Origin of the sequence: Streptomyces tyrfis (assembly GCF_037034285.1) — a bacterium.
Lineage (GTDB): Bacteria > Actinomycetota > Actinomycetes > Streptomycetales > Streptomycetaceae > Streptomyces.
The window spans coordinates 16,671-38,905 of record NZ_JBAGJZ010000064.1 but is presented as its reverse complement, the minus strand read 5'-3'; the positions used below and the strand labels follow the sequence as shown (position 1 = coordinate 38,905).

Annotated in this window: 20 protein-coding genes, 1 pseudogene and 1 riboswitch; of the genes and pseudogenes, 11 read left to right on the top strand and 10 right to left on the bottom strand. The window is 71.1% G+C overall.

From position 1 onward, the window contains the following. Positions 1–41: 41 nt before the first annotated feature. The 4 genes from WA762_RS32415 to WA762_RS32400 form a co-directional block, all read right to left on the bottom strand. Positions 42–365, bottom strand: coding sequence for a DMT family transporter (locus WA762_RS32415; protein WP_335940853.1), 324 nt, complete (start codon positions 363–365; stop codon positions 42–44). 294 nt (positions 366–659) lie between these two features. After that, positions 660–1,676, bottom strand: a complete 1,017-nt coding sequence (gene rsgA, locus WA762_RS32410; RefSeq protein WP_335940852.1) for a ribosome small subunit-dependent GTPase A — start codon at positions 1,674–1,676, stop codon at positions 660–662. A gap of 3 nt (positions 1,677–1,679) precedes the next feature. After that, complete coding sequence (gene aroA / locus WA762_RS32405; protein WP_335940851.1) at positions 1,680–3,020, bottom strand: 3-phosphoshikimate 1-carboxyvinyltransferase; 1,341 nt, start codon at positions 3,018–3,020, stop codon at positions 1,680–1,682. A gap of 297 nt (positions 3,021–3,317) precedes the next feature. Continuing rightward, positions 3,318–4,031, bottom strand: coding sequence for a M50 family metallopeptidase (locus WA762_RS32400; RefSeq protein WP_335940850.1), 714 nt, complete (start codon positions 4,029–4,031; stop codon positions 3,318–3,320). 78 nt (positions 4,032–4,109) lie between these two features. Between WA762_RS32400 and WA762_RS32395 the strand changes: the two genes are divergently transcribed. The 7 genes and pseudogenes from WA762_RS32395 to WA762_RS32365 all read left to right on the top strand — a co-directional run bounded on the left by WA762_RS32395 (position 4,110) and on the right by WA762_RS32365 (position 10,491). Beyond that, positions 4,110–4,925 (top strand): SOS response-associated peptidase, encoded by an 816-nt coding sequence (locus WA762_RS32395; RefSeq protein ID WP_335940849.1) that lies wholly within the window; start codon positions 4,110–4,112, stop codon positions 4,923–4,925. Between the two features lie 65 nt (positions 4,926–4,990). Continuing rightward, a complete protein-coding gene (locus tag WA762_RS32390) occupies positions 4,991–5,641 on the top strand; it encodes an alpha/beta hydrolase family protein (RefSeq protein ID WP_443080733.1) in 651 nt (216 codons plus the stop codon). A gap of 385 nt (positions 5,642–6,026) precedes the next feature. Further along, positions 6,027–6,683 (top strand): sigma-70 family RNA polymerase sigma factor, encoded by a 657-nt coding sequence (locus tag WA762_RS32385; RefSeq protein WP_335940845.1) that lies wholly within the window; start codon positions 6,027–6,029, stop codon positions 6,681–6,683. Then, positions 6,680–7,012: a mycothiol system anti-sigma-R factor gene (rsrA, locus tag WA762_RS32380; RefSeq protein WP_335940844.1), complete on the top strand. Its 333-nt coding sequence runs from the start codon at positions 6,680–6,682 to the stop codon at positions 7,010–7,012. Before WA762_RS32385 ends, rsrA begins: the two co-directional genes overlap by 4 nt. Before the next feature lie 685 nt (positions 7,013–7,697). Further along, positions 7,698–8,690, top strand: coding sequence for a tetratricopeptide repeat protein (locus WA762_RS32375; RefSeq protein ID WP_335940842.1), 993 nt, complete (start codon positions 7,698–7,700; stop codon positions 8,688–8,690). Between the two features lie 116 nt (positions 8,691–8,806). Then, entirely contained in the window at positions 8,807–9,445 is a 639-nt protein-coding gene (gene def / locus WA762_RS32370) for a peptide deformylase (protein ID WP_335940840.1), read from the top strand. A gap of 309 nt (positions 9,446–9,754) precedes the next feature. After that, a pseudogene (locus WA762_RS32365) lies at positions 9,755–10,491 on the top strand (D-Ala-D-Ala carboxypeptidase family metallohydrolase). Between the two features lie 81 nt (positions 10,492–10,572). Here WA762_RS32365 and WA762_RS32360 read toward each other — a convergent pair. Beyond that, positions 10,573–11,532 (bottom strand): GlxA family transcriptional regulator, encoded by a 960-nt coding sequence (locus WA762_RS32360; RefSeq protein ID WP_335940838.1) that lies wholly within the window; start codon positions 11,530–11,532, stop codon positions 10,573–10,575. An 81-nt stretch (positions 11,533–11,613) separates the two neighbouring features. Here WA762_RS32360 and WA762_RS32355 point away from each other — a divergent pair, with 81 nt between their 5' ends. Beyond that, positions 11,614–11,826, top strand: a complete 213-nt coding sequence (locus WA762_RS32355; protein ID WP_335940836.1) for a hypothetical protein — start codon at positions 11,614–11,616, stop codon at positions 11,824–11,826. 10 nt (positions 11,827–11,836) lie between these two features. Here the strand turns inward: WA762_RS32355 and WA762_RS32350 are convergent, their stop codons facing one another. From WA762_RS32350 to WA762_RS32330, 5 genes are all read right to left on the bottom strand, one after another. After that, the gene (locus WA762_RS32350; RefSeq protein WP_335940834.1) at positions 11,837–12,856 is read right to left on the bottom strand and encodes a ribonucleotide-diphosphate reductase subunit beta; all 1,020 of its coding nucleotides are present in this window, start codon (positions 12,854–12,856) and stop codon (positions 11,837–11,839) included. Further along, positions 12,856–15,264: a ribonucleoside-diphosphate reductase subunit alpha gene (locus WA762_RS32345; RefSeq protein ID WP_335940833.1), complete on the bottom strand. Its 2,409-nt coding sequence runs from the start codon at positions 15,262–15,264 to the stop codon at positions 12,856–12,858. The genes WA762_RS32350 and WA762_RS32345 overlap by 1 nt, the downstream gene beginning before the upstream one ends. A gap of 137 nt (positions 15,265–15,401) precedes the next feature. Then, positions 15,402–15,529: riboswitch (cobalamin riboswitch) on the bottom strand. A 169-nt stretch (positions 15,530–15,698) separates the two neighbouring features. Further along, complete coding sequence (gene mctP / locus WA762_RS32340; protein WP_335940832.1) at positions 15,699–17,348, bottom strand: monocarboxylate uptake permease MctP; 1,650 nt, start codon at positions 17,346–17,348, stop codon at positions 15,699–15,701. Beyond that, positions 17,345–17,599 carry a DUF3311 domain-containing protein gene (locus WA762_RS32335; RefSeq protein WP_335940857.1) on the bottom strand — a complete coding sequence of 85 codons (255 nt, stop codon included), beginning with the start codon at positions 17,597–17,599 and terminating at the stop codon, positions 17,345–17,347. Before WA762_RS32335 ends, mctP begins: the two co-directional genes overlap by 4 nt. Before the next feature lie 303 nt (positions 17,600–17,902). Further along, positions 17,903–18,667: a GntR family transcriptional regulator gene (locus WA762_RS32330; protein ID WP_335940856.1), complete on the bottom strand. Its 765-nt coding sequence runs from the start codon at positions 18,665–18,667 to the stop codon at positions 17,903–17,905. Between the two features lie 282 nt (positions 18,668–18,949). Here WA762_RS32330 and WA762_RS32325 point away from each other — a divergent pair, with 282 nt between their 5' ends. From WA762_RS32325 to WA762_RS32315, 3 genes are all read left to right on the top strand, one after another. Next, positions 18,950–20,251, top strand: a complete 1,302-nt coding sequence (locus tag WA762_RS32325; protein ID WP_335940831.1) for a sugar ABC transporter substrate-binding protein — start codon at positions 18,950–18,952, stop codon at positions 20,249–20,251. Positions 20,252–20,385: 134 nt separating this feature from the next. Then, complete coding sequence (locus tag WA762_RS32320) at positions 20,386–21,381, top strand: carbohydrate ABC transporter permease (protein ID WP_335940830.1); 996 nt, start codon at positions 20,386–20,388, stop codon at positions 21,379–21,381. Next, positions 21,378–22,235 carry a carbohydrate ABC transporter permease gene (locus tag WA762_RS32315; protein WP_335940829.1) on the top strand — a complete coding sequence of 286 codons (858 nt, stop codon included), beginning with the start codon at positions 21,378–21,380 and terminating at the stop codon, positions 22,233–22,235. The genes WA762_RS32320 and WA762_RS32315 overlap by 4 nt, the downstream gene beginning before the upstream one ends.

Sequence of the window (22,235 nt, the reverse complement as noted above, 5' to 3'; positions counted from 1 at the left end):
AACCGCGCGCCACGCCGGGGATCGGCGGGCCGCGCCCGGGATCATTGGGAGGAGCCCGAGAGCTGGAGCCCGATGATGCCGACGATCACCAGCGAGATCGACACCAGCTTGAGGGTGGAGACCACGTCGTTGAGGAAGACCATGCCGTAGATGGCGGTGCCCGTCGCGCCGATGCCGGTCCACACGGCGTAGGCGGGTCCCACGTCGAGCTTCTTCAGCGACAGCGTCAGCAGGCCGAAGCTGCCGAGCGCGAAGGCGCAGAAGGCGACCGTGGGCCAGAGCCGGGTGAAGCCGTGCGACAGCTTCAGACAGACGGCGAAGCCGGTCTCCAGAAGTCCCGCGACCACGACCAGCAGCCACGCCATCGTCAGTGCCCTCCCACGCCGGTGGCCGCCTTGCCACATTGGCTGTGATTATGCACTTACCGGTCTCGGTAGATCGCAAACGCGCCCGATCGATCCCGAACGTGCCGGACCGATCGACAAGCGCCGGACCGGTTGATCTCGGACGGTCGTCATCGGTCAACCATGACCGTGGGCGATCAGTCGGCCGGGGCTGGTCGCGGCCGGCCGGGTCCGGTCGGGCCGGCCGACCGGGGACGGCCGGGGCCAGAGGCCGACCGGGGACGGTCACGGCCGTTCGACCGGGTACCGGCCGGGTCAGTCGCCCTCGCGCCGCTCCCGGGTGGACAGCAGCCGCCGCAGCGAGTCCAGCCGCGCCGGATCCGCGTGCCCGTCCGCCACCCAGCCGTCCAGGGCGCATTCCGGCTGGTCGCCGTCGTGGGTGCAGCCCCGGGGGCAGTCCTCGGTGCCGGGCTCCAGGTCGGGGAACGCGTGGATCACCCGGGAGGGGTCGATGTGGTTCAGACCGAAGGACCGCACGCCGGGAGTGTCGATCACCCAGCCCCGGTCACCGGCGAGCGGCAGCGCCAGCGCCGACGTGGTGGTGTGCCGGCCGCGCCCGGTGACCGCGTTGACGAGCCCGGTGGTACGCCGCCGGTCCTCCGCCACCAGCGCGTTGACCAGCGTGGTCTTCCCGACGCCCGAATGCCCGACGAAGGCGGTGACCCGGTCGGCCAGCTGTTCGCGCACCCGCTCGGCGGCGTCGCCGTTCTCCAGCTCCTCGCGGCTGGTGACGACGAACGGGACGCCCAGCGGGGTGTACGCCTCCAGCAGCTTGTCCGGGGCGGCGAGGTCCGACTTGGTGAGCACGAGGAGCGGGGACAGCCCGCCGTCGTACGCGGCCACCAGACAGCGGTCGATCATGCGCGGGCGGGGTTCCGGATCGGCCAGCGCGGTCACGATCGCCAGCTGGTCGGCGTTGGCGACGACCACCCGCTCGAACGGATCGTCGTCGTCCGCCGTGCGGCGCAGCACCGAGTGGCGCTCGCCGATGCGGACGATCCTGGCCAGGGTGTCCTTGTCGCCGGACAGGTCGCCCACGAGGGAGACCCGGTCGCCCACCACGGCCGCCTTCCGGCCCAGTTCACGGGCCTTCATCGCCACGACCGTACGGCCCTCGACGAGGCAGGTGAGACGGCCCCGGTCGACGGTGAGGATCATGCCCTCCTCGGCGTCCTCGTGCTTGGGGCGGACACGGGTGCGGGGCCGGTTGCCCTTGCGGTTGGGGCGGATCCGGACGTCGTCCTCGTCGGGGTTCTTGCCGTAGCGGCGCATCTCTCAGGCCCCGAGCATTCCGGTCCACATCTGCGGGAAGTCCGGCAGGGTCTTGGCGGTCGTCGCCACGTTCTCGATCTCCACTCCGGGGACGGCCAGGCCGATGACCGCGCCCGCGGTGGCCATCCGGTGGTCGTCGTACGTGTGGAAGAGGCCGCCGCGCAGCGGGCGCGGGCGGATGTGCAGCCCGTCGGCGGTCTCGGTGACGTCGCCGCCGAGTTCGTTGATCTCCTTGGTGAGCGCGGCCAGCCGGTCCGTCTCGTGCAGCCGCAGGTGGGCGACGCCGCTCAGCGTGGAGGGCCCGTCGGCCAGGGCGGCGACCGCCGCGATGCCCGGGGTGAGCTCCCCGACCTCGCTCAGGTCCACGTCGATGCCGTGGATCCGGCCCGAACCGGTGAACGTGAGACCGCGCTCGGTCAGCTCGCAGCTGCCGCCCATCGCGGTGAAGATCTCGCGCAGCGCGTCACCCGGCTGAGTGGTGCGCTCGGGCCAGTCCGGGATGGTGACCCGGCCGCCGGTGACCAGCGCCGCGGCGAGGAACGGCTGGGCGTTGGAGAGGTCGGGCTCGATGGTCAGATCGCGGCCGAGCAGCGCGGAGTGGGAGACCCGCCAGACGTTCGGCTCGCCGCCCGTCTCCGGCTCGTCGACCTGCGCGCCGACGGCCCGCAGCATGTCGACGGTCATCCGGATGTGCGGCATGGAGGGCAGCCGGGCGCCGGTGTGGCGCACCTCCACGCCCTGGTTGAAGCGCGGCGCCGACAGCAGCAGCGCCGAGACGAACTGCGAGGAGGAGGAGGCGTCGATCTCCACCGCCCCGCCGTCCAGCGCCCCGCCGCCGTGCACCGTCATCGGCAGCGAGCCGCGCCCGTCGTCGTCGATCCGCGCGCCCAGCGCCCGCAGCGCGTCGATCACGCCGTTCAGCGGGCGCTCGTACGAGCGGGGGTCGCCGTCGAACCGGATCGGCCCGTCGGCCAGGGCGGCGACCGGCGGCAGGAAGCGCATGACCGTGCCCGCGTTGCCGACGTCGACCGTGGCGGGACCGTGCAGCCCGGCCGGGATGACCCGCCACGCCTCGCCGGACGCCTCCGGGCCGCCGGCCACGGAGGAGCTGGACGACACCGTCTCCTCGATGCCGACGCCCATGGCGCGCAGCGCCTCGGCCATCAGCAGGGTGTCGCGGGAGCGCAGCGGACGGCGCAGCCAGCCGGGCTCGGCGGCCAGGGAGGCCAGCACGAGCGCGCGATTGGTGACCGATTTCGAACCGGGCACGGTGACGGTCGCGTCGACGGCTCCGGTCGCGTGCGGAGCGGGCCAGAGGGCGGGGTGCACGGGGGTTTCGGTCATGAACCTCACTTTAGTGGTTCACCGCAAACCGGATTCTCGATCAAATGGTCCGAAACGGGTGCGTAATCAAAGCGTGGCAGACGCCAACCGGCCATCACCGGACACCGCCGGGCCGTGCGGCGTCACTCCTTCGGGTAGCGCCCGGCGGTCGCGACCGGTCACCGTCGAACGCGCTCGCGCACCCGCGGACACGGCGGCGACCCCCGACCGGACGCGCGCTCCCGCCGCAACGCGCCCGCGGCCCGCGAACACGGCCGCGCACCGGCCCCACGGGCGGGCGCCGGCCGCGCACCGGCCTCACAGACCGAGCAGCCACCGCCCGCCGCCGATCAGCGAGCAGAGCGACACCGCGTGGAAGAGGAACAGCCAGAGCGCGGCCGGCACGTCCGTCAGCCGCGACAGCTGGTCCGCGTCCGAGTCGGGCGCCCCGCCGTACCGCCGCTTCGACTGGAGCTCGAAGGCCGGCCGCACCCCGCCCAGCAGCAGGAACCAGACGGCGGTGTACGCGAACAGCGACTGCACGGCGGCCGAGGCCAGCCAGGAGACCAGCAGGAACGCCGACCCCGTGAGGACCACGGCGAGCGCTCCGTACACATTGCGGATCATCACCAGCATCACCGCGAGCAGCGCCGTGGCCACCCAGAGCAGCAGCGTGATCCTGCCGTCGACCAGCAGCGCGGCCCCGCCGAGTCCCAGCAGCGGCGCGGCGGTGTAGCCGGCCGCCGCCGTCAGGATCATCCCCATGCCGGTCGGCTTGCCGCGGCTGACCGTCAGCCCGCTGGTGTCCGAGTGCAGCCGGATCCCCGTCAGCTGCCGCCCGGTGAGCAGCGCCACCAGGCCGTGCCCGCCCTCGTGCGCGATCGTGATCGCGTTGCGGCTCAGCCGCCAGAGCGGGTTCGGCACGACGGCGATCAGCGCGAGCGTGCCGGTCACCACCACCAGCCACTGCTCGGGCGCCGGCTGGGTGCCGAAGACGCGGTCCCACAGATTCCCCAGATCGGTGCTGTCCATCGGGCGGGCGGCTCCTCGTGGTAGCGGTTCGCGGTATCTGCGTCCGGTCACCGGGACGTTCGTGGCAGTCTGGCACTCATGTGCGGACGGTATGCGGCGAGCCGGCGGCCCGAGGATCTGACCGGGCTCTTCCGGGTCGAGAAGTGGGACCCGGCGGAGACCCTGGCTCCCGACTGGAACGTGGCGCCGACCAAGGAGGTCCACGCCATAGTCGAGCGCCCCCTCAAAGACGCGGCGGACCGGCGTCCGGTTCGCCAGCTGCGCGTTCTGAAATGGGGACTGGTGCCGTCCTGGGCGAAATCCCCCGAGGGCGCCGCGCGCATGATCAACGCCCGGGCGGAGACCGTCCACGAGAAGCCGTCCTTCCGGCGCCCCTTCGTCGCCCAGCGCTGCATCCTGCCCGCCGACGGCTACTACGAGTGGGTCACCGGCGCCGAGGAGCGGCAGCTGGAGGAGAAGGGGAAAAGGAAGCGGCCGCGCAAGCAGCCCTACTTCGTGACGCCCGCCGACGGATCGGTCTTCGCGATGGCCGGACTGTACGAGTTCTGGCGCGACCGGACGCTGCCGGACGACCACCCGATGGCCTGGTGGGCGACCTGCTCGGTGATCACGACCGAGGCGGAGACCACCCCGCTCGCGGTCGCCCCCGCCGAGGGCCCGGCCACACTCGCCGAGATCCACCCCCGGATGCCGCTGATGCTGACCCCGGACCGCTGGGACGCCTGGCTCGACCCGTCGTGCACCGACGTCGCGGAGCTGCGGTCGCTGCTGACCCCGCCGCCGGCCGGGCTGATGCGCGCCTACCCGGTGGGCACCGCCGTGAGCAACGTCCGCAACAACGGCCCCGAACTCCTGGCGGAGCTGGCCGGGCCGGAGGTGGGCACCCTCTTCTGACCGGACGGGCCGCGTCTCCGACCGGTTCCGGCCGGTTCGGGCCGGGGCACGGCAGGATGAGGGCCGTGAGTACTACGGAGACGGCCCGCAGGGCCGAGACGGTGGACACGGACGCCGGGCCCGCCAGGATCACCTGGCTCCCGGCGAAGCGGGCCCGGCTGGTGCTCGCCGTCGGCCACGGGGCGGGCGGCGGCGTCGAGACCCGCGACCTGCGGGCCCTCGCCGCCGCGCTCCCGGCGCACGGCGTGACCGTGGCCCTGGTGGAGCAGCCGTGGCGGGTCGCCGGGAAGAAGGTCGCGCCCGCCCCGAAGACCCTGGACACCGGCTGGCGGGGCGTCTGGCCGGCGCTCACCGCCGCCGGGCCGCCCGTGGTCGCGGGCGGCCGCAGCGCCGGCGCCCGGGTCGCCTGCCGGACGGCGGCGGAGCTCGGCGCCCGCGCCGTCCTCGCGCTCAGCTTCCCGCTGCACCCGCCGGGCAGACCGGAGAAGTCCCGCGCGGACGAGCTCCTCGGGACCGGCCTGCCCACGCTCGTCGTCCAGGGCGGCAACGACCCCTTCGGACGGCCCGCCGAGTTCCCGCCGGGGGAGTACGAGCTGACCGAGGTGCCGTACGGCGACCACGGCTTCGCCGTGCCGAAGAGGTCCGGACTGACGGAGGACCGCGCGATGGCGGTCCTGACCGACGCCGTGACCGCCTGGCTGGCCGGACTCGGCTGAGCCGCGCCCCCGGACGGTCGCCGGCCGGGCCGCGCCGACGGGCGGCCCGGAATCCGGCCGGGCCCGGTGCGCCCGGCGGTCCGGGCGGCGCCCGCACGCGCCTCGGGAATGCCGGGCCGGGGGCCGCTGTTGTGGATGGCATCGGTGCATCGACGTCGCATCGGTGCCCAAAGCCGTCCGTGGAGAGGGAGTCCGTCGCATGGGTTCGACCATCTGCCCGCGTCGCTCGAACGCCGCCGACCTGGAGTGGACGGTCCTGCATGCGGCCAGGACCGCTCCGGACCGCGCGCCGGGCGCATCGGAACGACAGCCCGTCCCCGGGCGAGGTCGACTATTCTCCGATTCGAGCGGGTCCGGTTTCGGCTCCGCCACAGCGTTGGAGGAGGTGGGTCCGGTCACTGGGACCGACACAGGGACCGACGACGGCCGCGCGGAGGAGACGGCTGCCGAGCGCAACGCGCGCTTCGAGCGGGACGCCCTCGGTTACCTCGACCAGATGTACTCGGCCGCGCTGCGCATGACGCGCAACCCCGCGGACGCCGAGGACCTGGTCCAGGAGACCTATGCCAAGGCGTACGGCTCCTTCCACCAGTTCCGTGAGGGCACCAACCTCAAGGCGTGGATGTACCGCATCCTCACCAACACGTTCATCAACTCGTACCGCAAGAAGCAGCGCGAACCCCAGCGCAGCGCCGCCGAGGAGATCGAGGACTGGCAGCTGGCGCGCGCGGAGTCGCACATGTCGACGGGGCTGCGCTCGGCCGAGTCGCAGGCGCTCGACCACCTGCCGGACTCGGACGTGAAGGCCGCCCTGCAGGCCATCCCCGAAGAGTTCCGCATCGCCGTGTATCTCGCCGACGTCGAGGGCTTTGCCTACAAGGAGATCGCGGACATCATGGGGACACCCATCGGTACGGTGATGTCCCGACTGCACCGGGGCCGCCGCCAGCTGCGCGGCATGCTGGAGGACTACGCCCGCGAGCGCGGGCTCGTCCCGGCCGGCGCCGGGGGGTCGGACGATCGGAAAGGCTCGGGCTCATGAGCTGCGGAGAGCCGCATGAGACGGATTGCTCAGAGGTCCTCGATCACCTCTACGAGTTTCTCGATCACGAGATGCCCGACAGCGACTGCACCAAGTTCGAGGTGCACTTCGAGGAGTGCTCCCCGTGCCTGGAGAAGTACGGCCTCGAACAGGCCGTGAAGAAGCTGGTGAAGCGGTGCTGCGGCCAGGACGACGTACCGAGCGATCTGCGATCCAAGGTGATGGGCCGGATCGACCTGATCCGCTCGGGGCAGGCGGTGCCGGAGCAGGACGTGGCGTCCCCGGAGGGCGAGCGGGAGACCGACCGGCCGGCCGCCGCCAAGGAATGACGCCCCGAGAACGACGCCTCCGGGGAACGACGCCCGGGGAATGACACCCCGAACGGGGAATGACATCCCGGGGAGCGACGCTCTCGTACCGCCACGCGTGACGCCATCGCGGGCCCGCACTCCTTCGCGGGCCCGCGAGTCCGTTCACGGGACCGTGCGCGCTCCTTGCCAGTGCGCTCCTGCCCGTGCGCGCTCCGTGTCCGTGCGCGCTCCGTGTCCGTGCGCGCTCCGAGCCCGTACACGGCCCGCGCGCTTCGCCCACCGGCCCGCCGCCGAGCGATCCGTCCGGGCCGCGCCCCCGCGTCCCGGACGTTCCGCGTGCCCCTTCGCGCATTCCCGCGCCTCCCGCCTCCGCGGCGGGCCCGGGCGGGGAGCCGCCGGCCCGGGTTCCGGCCCCGGGGCGGTCTGGTCGCAGCCCCGCGCGGGTAACCCATGGGTAATGAGCGGGCGTCCGGCCCGGCATGGTTGGATGCGAAGAAGAGAGCGGAAATCGAGGGTGCCCAGAGTGCCCAGCAGTAGCCAGCGCGGGTGAAGGAGCGGGGCCGGGGTGCGTGCATCGCAAGGCGGAGGATCGAGGCAGCGCGGAGCGTCGGTGACGGACGACAACACCGCGAGGCGCGTGTCCCGGGCCCGCGACGCCGCGAAGCCCGCTGCCGGGCCCTCATAGTCGGGACGGGCGGGAATCGTGAGGATCTTCGGGAAGGTACGGCATCGGCCCTCCGCCTCTTGGCGGCAGGCCACGGACCGCGCGTTCACGCTGATCGGCGACGGCCGGTACGAGGACGCGGGCGCATTGCTCACACGTGCGGCGGACCTGGAACCCTGGCTCTCGGAGTCATGGTTCAACCTGGCGCTGCTGCACAAGTTCCGCCACGACTGGGAACAGGCCAGAGCCGCCGGACTGCGGGCCGTCGCGCTGCTCGACAAGGAGTCCGGCGCCCCCGACTGGTGGAACGTCGGGATCGCCGCCACGGCGCTCCAGGACTGGCCGCTGGCCCGCCGCGCCTGGCAGGCGTACGGCCTGAAGGTGCCGGGCGCCGGCCAGCACGCCTCCGCGGCGGGCAGCGAGCCCGTGGGCATGGAGCTGGGCAGCGCCGCGGTACGGCTGTCGCCGGAGGGCGAGGCCGAGGTGGTATGGGGGCGCAGGCTGGATCCGGCCCGGATCGAGGTGCTCTCCATCCCGCTGCCGTCGTCCGGCCGCCGCTGGGGCGAGGTCGTGCTGCACGACGGCGTGCCGAACGGCGAGCGGGTCACCGCCGCAGGTCCCGCGTACCCGGTCTTCGACGAGATCGAGCTGTGGGCGCCGTCGCCCGTCCCCACCTGGGTCGTGCTGCTGGAGGCGGCCACCGAGGCGGACCGGGACGCGCTGGAGCGGCTGGCGTCCGACGCCGGGTTCGCCGCGGAGGACTGGTCCTCGTCCGTGCGGCTGCTGTGCCGGGCCTGCTCGGAGAGCCGGATGGAGAGCGACGAGGGCGACGGAGACCACCTGGACCCGCACGACCACAGCGAACCGGGCCACCCGGGCCCGCTGGGGCACCGCACCGCCGGGGAGCTGTGGGTGCCCGAGCGCGAGTGCGGGATAGCGGCGCCGGCCGGACTGGTGCGCGGGCTGCTGGACGGCTGGGTCGCGGACAGCCCGGACAGCCGCGAGTGGCGGGATCTCGAAGAAGTCTGCTGACCGGTGCCCGTAGGCTGTACGGGCACCGGTCGCGGTGCTCGGGTGCTCGGGGCCCGGACGCCACGCATGGCTCCGGTCGCCCGGGTTTCAGGTTGTGAGGAAGGCGTACGGCGGACATGGCGCAGCAGGAGACGGACGAGCGGACCAGCATCGACGACGAGGGCTTCGTCGTGGACACGGAGGACTGCGAGGCGCGCGAGACGGCGTACCGCGAGCGCGGCACCTCCCGTCCGATCACGGTCGTGGGCAACCCGGTGCTGCACAAGGAGTGCGAGGACGTCACCGAGTTCGGCGACGACCTGGCCCGGCTGATCGACGACATGTTCGCCAGTCAGCGGACCGCGGAGGGCGTGGGCCTGGCCGCGAACCAGATCGGCGTCGACCTGAAGGTCTTCGTCTACGACTGCCCGGACGACGAGGGCGTGCGGCACGTGGGCGCCGTCTGCAACCCGGTGCTGGAGGAGCTGGCGCCCGAGGAGCGGGTGCTGGACGACTCCAACGAGGGCTGCCTCTCCGTTCCCACGGCGTACGCCTCGCTGGCCCGCCCGGACTACGCGGTGGTGCGCGGCCAGGACGCCCAGGGCAACCCGATCAAGGTCCGGGGCACCGGCTACTTCGCCCGCTGCCTCCAGCACGAGACGGACCACCTGTACGGGTACCTGTACATCGACCGGCTCTCCAAGCGCGACCGCAAGGACGCGCTGCGGCAGATGGCGGAGGGCACGCCCCGCTACGAGACCGTGCCGAACGACTGAGCGCGGGCCGGCCGTCCCGGCGGGGCCCGTCGCCGTCCGCCGGGACGCCGGACGCGGAGAGGCCGGAAGGCCGGTCGCCGGGACGCCGGTCTCGCGTGCCGGCTTTCGTCCGCCGACTCCCGTTCACGGGCTTCCATCCACCGGCGGGCCCGGTCCGTCCTCTCCGGGGCAGGGCCGGGCCCGCCGCGTCTCGTGCTCACCTCGCGTCAACTCCCTTTCTCCTCCCCGTGGTTGACGCGCGTCAACTCCTCCGACAGGCTCTCTGGCCACATCTTCGTCACGCCTCGGCAGCGACAGGGAGCCCCTTTGATGCTCAAACGCGCCGCACGACTCCTGCTCAGTATTGTCATGACCATGGCTTTCGCTTGGGGCGGGCCGTGGTCACCGCCGGCACCGCGCAGGCCGACGGCTGCTACACCTGGACCCGCACGCTGTCCGCGGGCGCCACCGGCAACGACGTCGCGCAGCTCCAGATCCGGGTGGCCGGGTACCCCGGGTACGACTCCGTGCTCGCCGTCGACGGCTCCTACGGCCCGGCGACCACCGCCGCCGTCAAGCGGTTCCAGGCGGCCTACGGGCTCGCCGCCGACGGCATCGCCGGCCCGGCGACCCAGGCCAAGCTGTACGCCCTCCAGGACGACGACTGCACCCCGGTCCACTTCGGCTACGCCGAGCACAACCAGTGCAACAGCACCTGGGCGGGCGGCGCCGTGGCGGCGGGCACGGCGAAGGCGAACGCGCTGAGCACCATGTGGAAGCTGGAGGCGCTGCGGCACGCGCTCGGCGACCAGCCGATCCGCATCACCAGCGGCTTCCGCTCGTCCTCCTGCAACAGCGCGGTCGGCGGCGCGGCGGGCAGCCGCCATCTGTACGGCGACGCCGCCGACCTGGGCGCCGGGCCGCACTCCCTGTGCACCCTCGCCAAGCAGGCCCGCAACCACGGCTTCAACGGGATCCTCGGCCCGGGCTATCCGGACCACGGCGACCACGTCCACGTCAACCAGGGCCCCAGCCACTACTGGTCGGCCCCGAACTGCGGCGTCTGACGCCCGCTCCCCGGTCGTGCCCCCTTCCCGGCCGCGCCCCGGGCGTCCGCTCCGGCCCTGCCCCGCTCCCGGCCGCCCCCGTCAGGCGGCCGGGCCGCGGAAGGTGCGGCGGTAGGCGTGCGGGGTGGTGCCCAGCGACCGTACGAACTGGTGGCGCAGCGCCGCCGCCGTCCCGAAGCCGGTGCGCCCGGCGATCGTGTCCACCGTCTCGTCGGACGTCTCCAGCAGGTGCTGGGCCAGCAGCACCCGCTGACGCAGCAGCCAGCGGTACGGCGTGGTGCCGGTCTCCTGCTGGAAGCGGCGGGCGAAGGTGCGCGGCGACATGTGCGCCCGTGCCGCGAGCTGGTCGACCGTCATCTCCCGGTCGAGATGGCGCTCCATCCACGCCAGGGTCTCCCCGACCGTGTCGCACCGGCTGCGCGGCAGCGGCCGTTCGATGAACTGCGCCTGGCCGCCGTCCCGGTGCGGCGGCACCACCATGCGGCGGGCGATCGCGTTGGCGGTGTCGGAGCCGTACGCCTGCCGGACCAGGTGGAGGCAGGCGTCGATGCCGGCCGCCGTGCCCGCCGAGGTGATGACCGGGCCGTCGTCCACGTACAGCACATCGGGCTCGACGACGGCGCGCGGACAGCGGCGGGCCAGCTCGTCGGTGTGACGCCAGTGGGTGGTGCAGCGGCGCCCGTCCAGCAGCCCGGCCGCGCCCAGGACGAACGCGCCGGAGCAGACGCTCAGCACCCGCGCTCCCCGGTCCACGGCCCGGCGCAGGGCGTCGAGGACCTCCTCGGGAAAGTCCCGGCCGCCGGAGTCGCCGGAGGCCGGCACGGCGATGAGATCCGCCTCCTCCAGCCGGTCGAGGCCGTACGGGGCGCCGATCGTGAACCCGGCGTGCGTCCGCAGCACCGGTCCCTGGGCCGACACCACGGCGAAATCATGGACCGGCAGGCCCTCGGCGCTGCGGTCGAGGCCGAAGACCTCGCACAGCACCCCCAGCTCGAAGGGGTGGACCTCGTCCAGCAGCAGAGCGGCGACATTGTTCAGCACCCGACCAGTGTGGCAGTAAATCAATGGTGCATGGCAGTCCTGCCACTGCCGGGGCGCGGGCGCGCGGACGAGAGTGGAGCCATGAACACGCTCCTGAACATCCTGGGCGTCTCCGCTCTCATCGTTCTCTTTCTGCTGCCCACGCTGTTCGGGCTCGCCCGGGAACGCCGCATCGACCGCGAGCTGCGGGAGGCGGAACGGCGCCGCGCGAAGAGGCCGCCGGAAACGGCGGACGCCGTGCGGCCCGACACGGCCGCACGGCGTCCCCACCTCAGAAGCTGGGCCCGGATCTAGGGCCGGGAGGTCAGAAGTCCTCGTCGAGGTCGACCGAGCCCTCCACCGCCACCTGGTACGCGGACGGCCGGCGCTCGAAGAAGTTCGTCAGCTCCTGCACGCCCTGGAGCTCCATGAACGAGAACGGGTTCTCGGAGCCGTAGACCGTCGGGAAGCCGAGACGGGCCAGACGCTGGTCGGCCACGCACTCCAGGTACTGCCGCATGGAGTCGGTGTTCATGCCGGGCAGGCCGTCGCCGCACAGGTCGCGGGCGAACTGCAGCTCGGCCTCGACGGCCTCCTTCAGCATGTCCGTGACCTGCTGCTGGAGCTCGTCGTCGAAGAGCTCCGGCTCCTCCTTGCGGACCGTGTCCACGACGTCGAACGCGAAGCTCATGTGCATCGTCTCGTCGCGGAACACCCAGTTGGTGCCCGTGGCGAGGCCGTGCAGCAGGCCCCGCGAGCGGAACCAGTAGACGTACGCGAACGCGCCGTAGAAGAACAGCCCCTCGATGCACGCCGCGAAGCAGATCAGGTTCAGCAGGAAGCGGCGGCGGTCGGCCTTCGTCTCCAGCTGGTCGATCTTCTCAACCGAGTCCATCCACTTGAAGCAGAACTCGGCCTTCTCGCGGATCGACGGGATGTTCTCGACCGCCGCGAACGCCGCCGCCCGGTCGTCCGGGTCGGGCAGGTAGGTGTCCAGCAGCGTCAGATAGAACTGGACGTGCACGGCCTCCTCGAACAGCTGACGGCTCAGGTACAGCCGTGCCTCGGGGGAGTTGATGTGCTTGTACAGCGTGAGGACGAGATTGTTCGCGACGATCGAGTCGCCCGTCGCGAAGAACGCGACCAGCCGGCCGATCATGTGCTGCTCGCCCGGCGAGAGCTTCGCGAGGTCCGCGACGTCCGAGTGGAGGTCGACCTCCTCGACGGTCCAGGTGTTCTTGATCGCGTCCCGATAGCGCTCGTAGAAGTCCGGGTAGCGCATGGGGCGCAGGGTCAGTTCGAAGCCCGGGTCGAGCAGGTTCTTCTCGGAGTTGGTGTCGGTCATTACTGGCAGGCCTCGCAGGACTCGGGGTTTTCCAGGGAGCAGGCGATCGCGTCCGCGTCGGCGACAGGCGCCTGCTGGGCGGGAACGGGGGCGGTCGCCGCCGTGCGGCCGGACGCCGCGCGGGCGATCCGGGTGGCGGGGCGCGAACGCAGGTAGTACGTCGTCTTCAGCCCCCTCTTCCAGGCGTACGCGTACATCGAGGAGAGCTTCCCGATGGTCGGCGTCTCCATGAAGAGGTTCAGCGACTGGCTCTGGTCCAGGAACGGCGTACGGGCCGCCGCCATGTCGATCAGGCCGCGCTGCGGGATCTCCCACGCGGTGCGGTACAGCGCGCGCACGTCCTCGGGGATCCAGGCGAAGCCCTGCACCGAGCCGTTCGCCTCGCGCAGCGCCTCACGGGTCCGCGCGTCCCACACGCCCAGCCGCTTCAGGTCGTTCACCAGGTACGCGTTGACCTGGAGGAACTCACCGCTGAGCGTCTCGCGCTTGAAGAGGTTGGAGACCTGCGGCTCGATGCACTCGTACACGCCCGCGATCGAGGCGATCGTCGCGGTCGGCGCGATGGCGAGCAGCAGCGAGTTGCGCATCCCGGTCTTCGCGATCCGGGCGCGCAGCGCCTCCCAGCGCTCCGGCCAGTTCAGCGCGGCGCCGTAGTGGTCGGGGTGCAGCACCCCGCGCGCGGCGCGCGTCTCCTGCCAGGCGGGCAGCGGACCGGACCGGTCGGCCAGATCGCAGGACGCCTCGTACGCGGCGAGCATGATCCGCTCGGAGATCCTCGTGGAGAGCGCGCGCGCCTCGGGGGAGTCGAACGGCATCCGCAGCTGGAAGAAGACGTCCTGGAGCCCCATGGCGCCCAGGCCCACCGGGCGCCACTTGGCGTTGGAGCGGGCGGCCTGCTCGGTCGGGTAGAAGTTGATGTCGACGACCCGGTCGAGGAACGTCACGGCGGTGCGGACGGTGGCGTCCAGCCGCTCCCAGTCGATGTCCCCGCCCGCGACGAACGCGCCGAGGTTGACCGAGCCCAGGTTGCAGACGGCCGTCTCGCCGTCGTCGGTGACCTCAAGGATCTCGGTGCACAGGTTCGACGAGTGGACGACGCGGCCCGGCTCGGCGGTCTGGTTCGCGGTGCGGTTGGCGGCGTCCTTGAACGTCATCCAGCCCTGACCGGTCTGCGCGAGGGTGCGCATCATCCGGCCGTACAGCTCACGGGCCGGCATCGTCTTGCGGGCCAGACCCTTCGCCTCGGCCGCCCGGTACGCGGCGTCGAACTCGTCGCCCCACAGGTCGACCAGGCCGGGCACGTCGGACGGGGAGAACAGCGACCAGTCGCCGTCCGCGTCGACCCGGCGCATGAACTCGTCCGGGATCCAGTGCGCCAGGTTGAGGTTGTGGGTGCGCCGCTGGTCCTCGCCCGTGTTGTCGCGGAGCTCCAGGAACTCCTCGATGTCCGCGTGCCAGGTCTCCAGGTAGACGGCGGCGGCGCCCTTGCGGCGGCCGCCCTGGTTGACCGCGGCGACGGAGGCGTCGAGCGTCTTCAGGAACGGCACGATCCCGTTGGAGTGCCCGTTGGTGCCCCGGATCAGCGAACCGCGGGCCCGGATGCGGGAGTACGGCAGACCGATGCCGCCCGCGTGCTTGGAGAGCCGCGCCACCTGGTGGTAGCGGTCGTAGATCGAGTCGAGCTCGTCGAGCGGCGAGTCCAGCAGATAGCAGGAGGACATCTGCGGGTGCCGGGTGCCGGAGTTGAAGAGCGTGGGGGAGGAGGGGAGGTAGTCGAGCTGGCTCATCAGCCCGTACAGCGCCGCGACCTCGTCGACCGCGCGCGGCGACTCGTCCTCGGCGAGCCCGCACGCCACCCGCAGCATGAAGTGCTGGGGCGTCTCGACGACCTGGCGGGTGTGCGGGTGGCGCAGCAGATAGCGGCTGTAGAGGGTGCGCAGTCCGAAGTAGCCGAACCGGTCGTCGGCGCCGTCGGCGAGGGAGCGCTCGACCAGCGCGTCCAGGGCGGCGGCGTGCGCCCGGACGAACTCGGCGGTGCGGTCGGCGATCAGGCCCTCGCGGTGGCCGACGGCGACGGACGCGGAGAAGGAGACCGCGCCCTGGCCGGCCGCCTCGTCCGCGATGGCGCGGGTCAGCAGCCGGGCGGCGAGCCGGGAGTAGGCGGGGTCCTCGGAGATCAGGCCCGCCGCGGCCTCGGTGGCCAGCGACCGCAGCTCCGCCTCGTCCGACCGGGCACTGCGTCCGCGCAGCGCGGCGGCGGCCACCCGGCCGGGGTCGGTGTCGGGCAGGTCGGCGGTGAGAACGGTCAGGGTCCGCAGGAGCGCGGCCCCAGGTCCGTCGTGTGCGGTTCCCTCGGACTCGGCCGCTTCGGACACGACTGAGGCCGGATCGGCTGGCGCGATGGTCACGCGGTGCTCTCCCTCGCTCGGCTCGGGGCCGGCGGGGAACGGGGCAGCCGGGCAGCCGGGCCCGGGGCGGGGCGGCACTGCCTACGGCGTCCACCGGCCTTTCCGCGAGGCCCGGACGTCTGGCATCCGGTTCGGTCGAGCCGGACGCGCTGCCGGCAGGTCCTCGGACTTGCTTCCAGGTGCGCAAAAGCACACTGAACACACCGTTGCGGGACAGTTCCGGATTCGCACCGGATTCCCCTGCGACGACAGCGAGCATGAGCATACATGTGGGGGCCGCCGGATGAGGCCGCCCCCAGATGTTGTGTCGGCCGACTCGTGTCGAGGCCACAGAACGCCCTCTGCGGCCCTGGCGGGAGCAAGCCGGACGGCCCGCCGCACCCCTCGGGAAAAGGGGTCCGGCGGGCCGTCCGGGGGCTCTGCGGAGGTCGTTCTCAGTGTCCCGCGCCGGGCGCCGCCGTCGCGCTCGGGGGCTCCGGCACGGCCGGCGGCGGCTCCGCGGCCACGTCCGGGTCGCCCGCGTCCGCCGTGTAGTCGGCGGGCGAGGTCTCGTCGGTACCGGCGGGCGCCTTCAAGGCGTTCAGGACGAGGGTCAGCGCCACCGTCACCACCACGTTCAGCACGAACGCCGTCAGGCCGATGTAACCGATCTCACCGATGCCGGGGATCTCCGCGGACGATCCGCCGAAGTGCGCCTGGGTCGGGCTCGCGACCCCGTACGCGGCCACCGTGCCGTACACCATGCCGACGGCCCAGCCCGAGAGCAGCGCCCAGCGGTGGAACCAGCGGGTGAACAGACCGCCGACCAGGGCCGGCATCGTCTGCAGGATCCAGATCCCGCCCAGCAGCTGGAAGTTGATCGCGACCGTCTTGTCCATGGTGAGGACGAAGGCGAGCGCGCCGACCTTCACCAGCAGCGACACCAGCTTGGAGACCCTGGTCTCCTGCTCCGGGGTGGCGTCCGGCCGCAGGAAGTCCTTGTAGACGTTGCGGGTGAAGAGGTTGGCCGCGGCGATCGACATGATCGCGGCGGGCACCAGCGCGCCGATGCCGATGGCGGCGAACGCGACGCCCGCGAACCAGTCGGGGAACATGTCCTCGAACAGCTGCGGAATGGCCAGCTGTCCGTTCTCCACCTCGATCCCGGCGGCGATCGCCATGAAGCCGAGCAGCGCCAGCAGGCCCAGCATCAGCGAGTACAGCGGCAGGATCGTGGTGTTGCGCCGGATCACGTTCCGGCTGCGGCTGGAGAGCGTCGCCGTGATCGAGTGCGGATACATGAAGAGGGCCAGCGCCGAGCCCAGCGCCAGGGTGGCGTACGCCCACTGTCCCGACTCGGCGGGGGCCAGGGAGCCGGTCGGCTTCCCGCCCGGCGGACCCGCGAACTTCTCCTGCGCGGCGGCGAAGATGTCGTGGAACCCGCCCAGTTCGACCGGGATGTAGACGACCGCCACCGCGATCACCAGATAGATCAGCCCGTCCTTGACGAACGCGATCAGCGCCGGGGCCCGCAGCCCGGAGGAGTAGGTGTACGCGGCGAGCACCGCGAAGGCGAGCAGCAGCGGCAGGTCCTTCACGAACCAGTGCGTGTTCTCGCCGCCGCCGACGCCCATCACGTCCAGCACCGCCTGGATGCCGACGAGTTGCAGCGCGATGTACGGCATGGTGGCGAGGATGCCGGTGACCGCGACCGCCAGCGACAGCCCCTTGGAGCCGAACCGCCCGCGCACGAAGTCCGAGGTGGTGACGTAGCCATGGCGGTGCGAGACCGACCACAGCCGGGGCAGGAAGGTGAAGATCAGCGGATACACCAGGATGGTGTACGGCACGGCGAAGAAGCCCGCCGCCCCCGCCGTGTAGATCGCCGCCGGAACGGCGACGAAGGTGTACGCGGTGTACAGGTCGCCGCCGAGCAGGAACCAGGTGACCCAGGTGCCGAACGACCGGCCGCCCAGGCCCCATTCGTCGAGGCTGGCCTCGTTCTCGGCCTTCCGCCAGCGCGCGGCCATGAAGCCCATGACCGTCACGGCCAGGAAGAAGAGGACGAAGACGCCGAGCGCGACGCCGTTCACGCCGTCCCTCACGCCCGCTCACCCGCCTCGCGGGCGCGCTGGTCGCGCTGCCACAGCCGGTGGGCGAGCGCGGTGAGCGCCGTGGAGACCAGCACCCAGAGCATCTGGTACCAGTAGAAGAACGGAATGCCGATGAAGGCGGGATCCACCTTCGCGTACGAGCTCACCCAGAGCATCGCGACGAACGGCGCGACGAGGCAGAGGGCGACGACCACCCGCACCGGTGTGATCGCCGGCGGTCTTCCGGCGGGGCCCGCCGGCACGTTCCCGGGCCCCGCCGGCACGTTCTCGGGATGCGCTGACTCGTCCTTCGGGATTGCTGGCACGCGGCGACTCCGTCCCCTCGCTGATCACCTGGCTGTGACGCGCAGGAAATCTAGGGGAGGGATCCGGTCACCGTCACCCCCCGGCCGCGATTCGGCCCGGAAACGATTCCATGGGCGGGTGCACATATTCGAAATATGGTCAGACATGCGGGAGTTGGGCCGTCCCCGGGCGCATGGAACGCCCCCGTGGCGAGGGGGTTCCACGGGGGCGGTCGGCGCGGCGCGGGCGGCGCGGGCGGGTCAGTCGACCGGCCGCTTCAGACGGGCCACGAACTTGTAGCGGTCGCCGCGGTAGACCGAGCGCACCCACTCCACCGGCTCGCCCCGCCCGTCGACCGAGTGTCTCGACAGCATCAGCATCGGCAGGCCCACGTCCGTGCCGAGCAGCCCGGCCTCGCGCGGCGTGGCGAGCGAGGTCTCGATGGTCTCCTCGGCCTCGGCGAGGCGGACGTCGTACACCTCGGCGAGCGCGGTGTAGAGCGAGGTGTACTTCACCAGCGAACGGCGCAGCGCCGGGAAGCGTTTGGCCGAAAGGTGCGTGGTCTCGATCGCCATCGGCTCCCCGCTGGCGAGCCGCAGCCGCTCGATCCGCAGCACCCGGCCGCCGGTCGTGATGTCGAGCAGCCCGGCGAGCGTGTCGTCCGCCGTGACATAGCCGATGTCCAGTAGCTGGGACGTCGGTTCCAGTCCCTGGGCGCGCATGTCCTCGGTGTACGAGGTGAGCTGGAGCGCCTGCGAGACCTTCGGCTTGGCGACGAAGGTGCCCTTGCCCTGGATGCGCTCCAGCCGGCCCTCGACGACCAGCTCCTGGAGCGCCTGGCGCACGGTCGTGCGGGAGGTGTCGAACTCGGCGGCCAGGGTCCGCTCCGGCGGCACGGGCGTGCCCGGCGGCATGGTGTCCGTCATGTCGAGGAGATGTCGCTTCAGGCGGTAGTACTTCGGCACCCGCGCCGTCCGTGTGGCGGCCCCCGCCTCGTTCTCCGCACTGCCCCCGCCGGCGCCCATGGCCCGCCTTCCCGACTGCTGCGTTGCTGCCGTCACCGGCTCCTCCGTCTGTCGCGGCTCACATGGTGGCACGGTCCGGTCACGGGTCGTCGCCCTCCCTTAGGTGTCGGTCCTATAACGGACGCGAGTGCACTTCTTATACACCCTTGACACCCCAAAAGGTCTAGGCCAAGCTCCCGGTACTGGTCTAAACCATTAAAGACCAGGTCCAGCCCCAGCAGTACTCGTCGAATGTCTTCGCGGTGGTGGGCGGGGTTGCAGTATCCCTGAGGAGGGTTTGGCGTGAAGCGCAAGCTCATCGCGGCGATAGGCGTCGCGGGCATGATGATCGGCCTCGCCGCGTGCGGTTCGAGCGACGATAAGTCCTCGTCCAAGGACCCGAAGGACCGTAAGGAGACGCTCACCGTCTGGCTGATGTCGGACGCGCAGAGCACCTGGCCCGAGCTGGTCAAGGACGTCAACAGCCAGTTCAACGCGAAGTACCCCAACGTCAAGGTCAACGTCCAGTACCAGACGTGGGCGGACAAGGCCAAGAAGCTCGACGCCGCTCTGGCCGGTGACAAGTTCCCGGACGTCGTCGAGCTGGGCAACACCGAGACCATGACGTACATCCTCAACGGGGCTCTCGGCGAGATCGACCCGAAGAAGTACGAGAACTCGGACACCTGGATCCAGGGGCTGAAGGACACCTGCTCCTTCGAGGGCAAGCAGTACTGCGTGCCCTACTACGCGGGCGCCCGCGTCGCGATCTACAACAAGGACATGTTCAAGGCCGGCACCGGCAAGGACACCCTCCCCGCCACGCAGGACGAGCTGTTCGCCGCCCTCGACAAGGTCGGCGCGAAGTACGGCAAGGACAAGGCGTTCTCGCCGCTCTACCTGCCGGGCCGGTACTGGTACGCCGCGATGTCCTACGTCGCGGCCGAGGGCGGCCAGATCGCCAAGTACGACGAGGGCAAGAAGGAGTGGAAGGCCACTCTCTCCACCCCCGAGGCCCAGAAGGGCATCACGGACTTCGTCGAGCTGGTCAAGAAGTACAACCACGGCGACAAGACCAAGGACGAGGCGGACCACGCCAACGTCATGGCCAACGAGAAGACCGCGCTGCTCTACGGCAACGGCTGGGAGGCCGGCAGCGTCGTCGACTCCAAGGCGAACGGCAACCCGAAGCTGGAGGGCAAGATCGCCACGGCGGGCATGCCCGGCCCGAACGGCAAGGCCCTTCCGTCCTTCATCGGCGGTTCCGACCTGGCCACCATCTCCAAGTCCAAGGTCCAGGACCTCGGCGAGGAGTGGATCTCGATGTTCACCAGCGAGAAGTCCGAAGAGGTGCTCGCCTCCAAGAACATCCTTCCCAACAACACCAAGCAGCTTGAGCCGCTGAAGGCCAAGCCGGAGACCGCGGCCATCGCCAACGCCGTGCCCGACGCCTGGTTCACCCCGATCGCCCCCGGCTGGACGGCGATCGAGAAGAAGGAAACGCTCGAGATCATGCTGCTCGACATCATCAAGGGCAAGTCGGTCGCGGACGCCACCAAGGCGGCCGACGCGGAGATCGACTCGCTGATCAACAAGGAGTCCTGAGTCTCCCGACTCAGACATCCGGTGCGGTGAGTTCGTGAGCCACCGCATTCAGTGATCACCCGCGGGGGGTGGCGGTCCGAGAGGGCCGCCACCCCCCGCCCTCCGGTACCAGGTCCGAACGGAAGGCCAGCACAGTGAGTGCCGCCGATATGAAAGCAGCCGACCCGCCGGTATCCGTCCCGCGGGTCTCCAGAGGGGCGCGACCCCGACCCGCGAAGAACGGGAACCGCCCGCCGCGGAAGGCCGGCGCTCTGCTGCCGTATCTCCTGATAGCCCCGGCGTTCATCGCGATCGCCGCCGTCTTCGTGTGGCCGTTCATCAAGACGGTCATCATGTCCTTCCAGGACGTGGGCCGTCGCGAACTGTGGTCGGGACAGGCCGCACCCTGGGTGGGCTTCGACCAGTTCACCAACATCCTCGGGGACGGCGAGTTCTGGGACGTCGTCTGGCGGACCATCGTCTTCATGGTCGTCTGCGTCGCCGCGACCATGGCCGTGGGCCTGGGCCTGGCCATGCTCATGCAGCGGATGTCCACCTGGGTACGGCTCCTGCTGACCGCCGCGCTGGTCGCCGCCTGGTCCATGCCGCTCCTCGTGGCCACCTCCATATTCCGGTGGTTCGCGGACTCCGACTACGGCGTCCTGAACATGGTGCTGACCAAGTACCTCGGGATCGACGCGCAGGGGCACAACTGGTTCCTCGACCCGAAGCAGGGCTTCGTCATCATCGGCGCGGTGGTGGTCTGGGGCGCCGTTCCCTTCGTCGCCGTGACCCTGTACGCCGCGCTGACCCAGGTTCCGAAGGAACTGGAGGAAGCCGCCGCGCTCGACGGCGCCGGCACCGTCGGGGTCTTCCGCTACGTCACCTGGCCGGTCATCAAGCCGGTGTTCCAGATGGTCGCCACTCTGTCCGTGCTGTGGGACTTCAACGTCTTCGGGCAGATCTTCCTGATGCGCGGCAACAAGCCGGAGCCCGAGTACTCCGTCCTCGGCATCTACTCGTTCGAGAAGGCGTTCGAGTCCAACTCGTTCAGCCAGGGCGCCGCCATCTCGCTCATCACGGTCCTGCTGCTGTCCGGCGTCGCCGTGTACTACCTGCGCCAGCTGCTCAAGATCGGAGAGGTCGAGTGAGCACCTCCGCCCCCCAGGTCCTCCGCCCGGACCGCAAGAAGAACCGCATCGGCTACAACATCGCGGGCCTCGTGGCGTTCGTGCTGATGGCGTTCCCGGTCTACTGGCTGATCGTCAGCGCCCTGCGCCCCAACGCCGAGATCCGCAGCTACGACCAGACGCTCTGGCCGACGTCGATCACCTTCGACAACTTCTCGCGCGCCGTCAAGCAGCCGAACTTCGGCACGGCCATCGAGTCCAGCCTCATCGTGTGCGGCGTCGCCGTCCTCGGCGGCATGCTGCTCGCCACGATCGCGGCCTTCGCCATCGGCCGGTTCCGGTTCCGCGGGCGCAAGTTCTTCATGATCGTGCTGCTCGTCGTCCAGCTGCTGCCCCCGACGGCCATGCTGATCCCGATCTACATCCAGCTCAACGACCTCGGCGGACTCAACGAGTACTGGGGCGTCATCGTCATCTACCTCGTCTCCACCCTGCCGTTCGCGACGTGGATGATCCGCGGGTTCGTCGTCAACATCCCGCAGGAACTCGAGGAGTCGGCCATGGTCGACGGCTGCAGCCGGATGGGAGCCTTCTGGCGCGTCACCTTCCCGCTGCTGGCCCCGGGTCTCGCCGCCGCGTCCATCTTCTCGCTGATCACGGCGTGGAACGAGTACCTGCTCGCCTACGTCGTCCTGCAGGACAACGAAAAGTACACGCTGAACGTGTGGCTGATGAACTTCACCACCTCGCGCGGCATCGACTACGGCGCACTGATGGCGGCGTCGACGCTGATCGCCATCCCGGTCGTGGCCTTCTTCCTGCTGGTGCAGAAGTACATGGCGACCGGCCTCACCTCCGGCGCCGTGAAGGGATAA

Bases quoted from the DNA above. Each gene is read 5' to 3' on its own strand.
- WA762_RS32330 (WP_335940856.1), bottom strand. From the start codon at position 18,667: ATGGGCGCCGGCGGGGGCAGTGCGGAGAACGAGGCGGGGGCCGCCACA.
- WA762_RS32395 (WP_335940849.1), top strand. From the start codon at position 4,110: ATGTGCGGACGGTATGCGGCGAGCCGGCGGCCCGAGGATCTGACCGGG.
- aroA (WP_335940851.1), bottom strand. From the start codon at position 3,020: ATGACCGAAACCCCCGTGCACCCCGCCCTCTGGCCCGCTCCGCACGCG.
- rsrA (WP_335940844.1), top strand. From the start codon at position 6,680: ATGAGCTGCGGAGAGCCGCATGAGACGGATTGCTCAGAGGTCCTCGAT.
- WA762_RS32350 (WP_335940834.1), bottom strand. From the start codon at position 12,856: ATGACCGACACCAACTCCGAGAAGAACCTGCTCGACCCGGGCTTCGAA.
- rsgA (WP_335940852.1), bottom strand. From the start codon at position 1,676: ATGCGCCGCTACGGCAAGAACCCCGACGAGGACGACGTCCGGATCCGC.
- WA762_RS32355 (WP_335940836.1), top strand. From the start codon at position 11,614: ATGAACACGCTCCTGAACATCCTGGGCGTCTCCGCTCTCATCGTTCTC.
- def (WP_335940840.1), top strand. From the start codon at position 8,807: ATGGCGCAGCAGGAGACGGACGAGCGGACCAGCATCGACGACGAGGGC.
- WA762_RS32400 (WP_335940850.1), bottom strand. From the start codon at position 4,031: ATGGACAGCACCGATCTGGGGAATCTGTGGGACCGCGTCTTCGGCACC.
- WA762_RS32415 (WP_335940853.1), bottom strand. From the start codon at position 365: ATGGCGTGGCTGCTGGTCGTGGTCGCGGGACTTCTGGAGACCGGCTTC.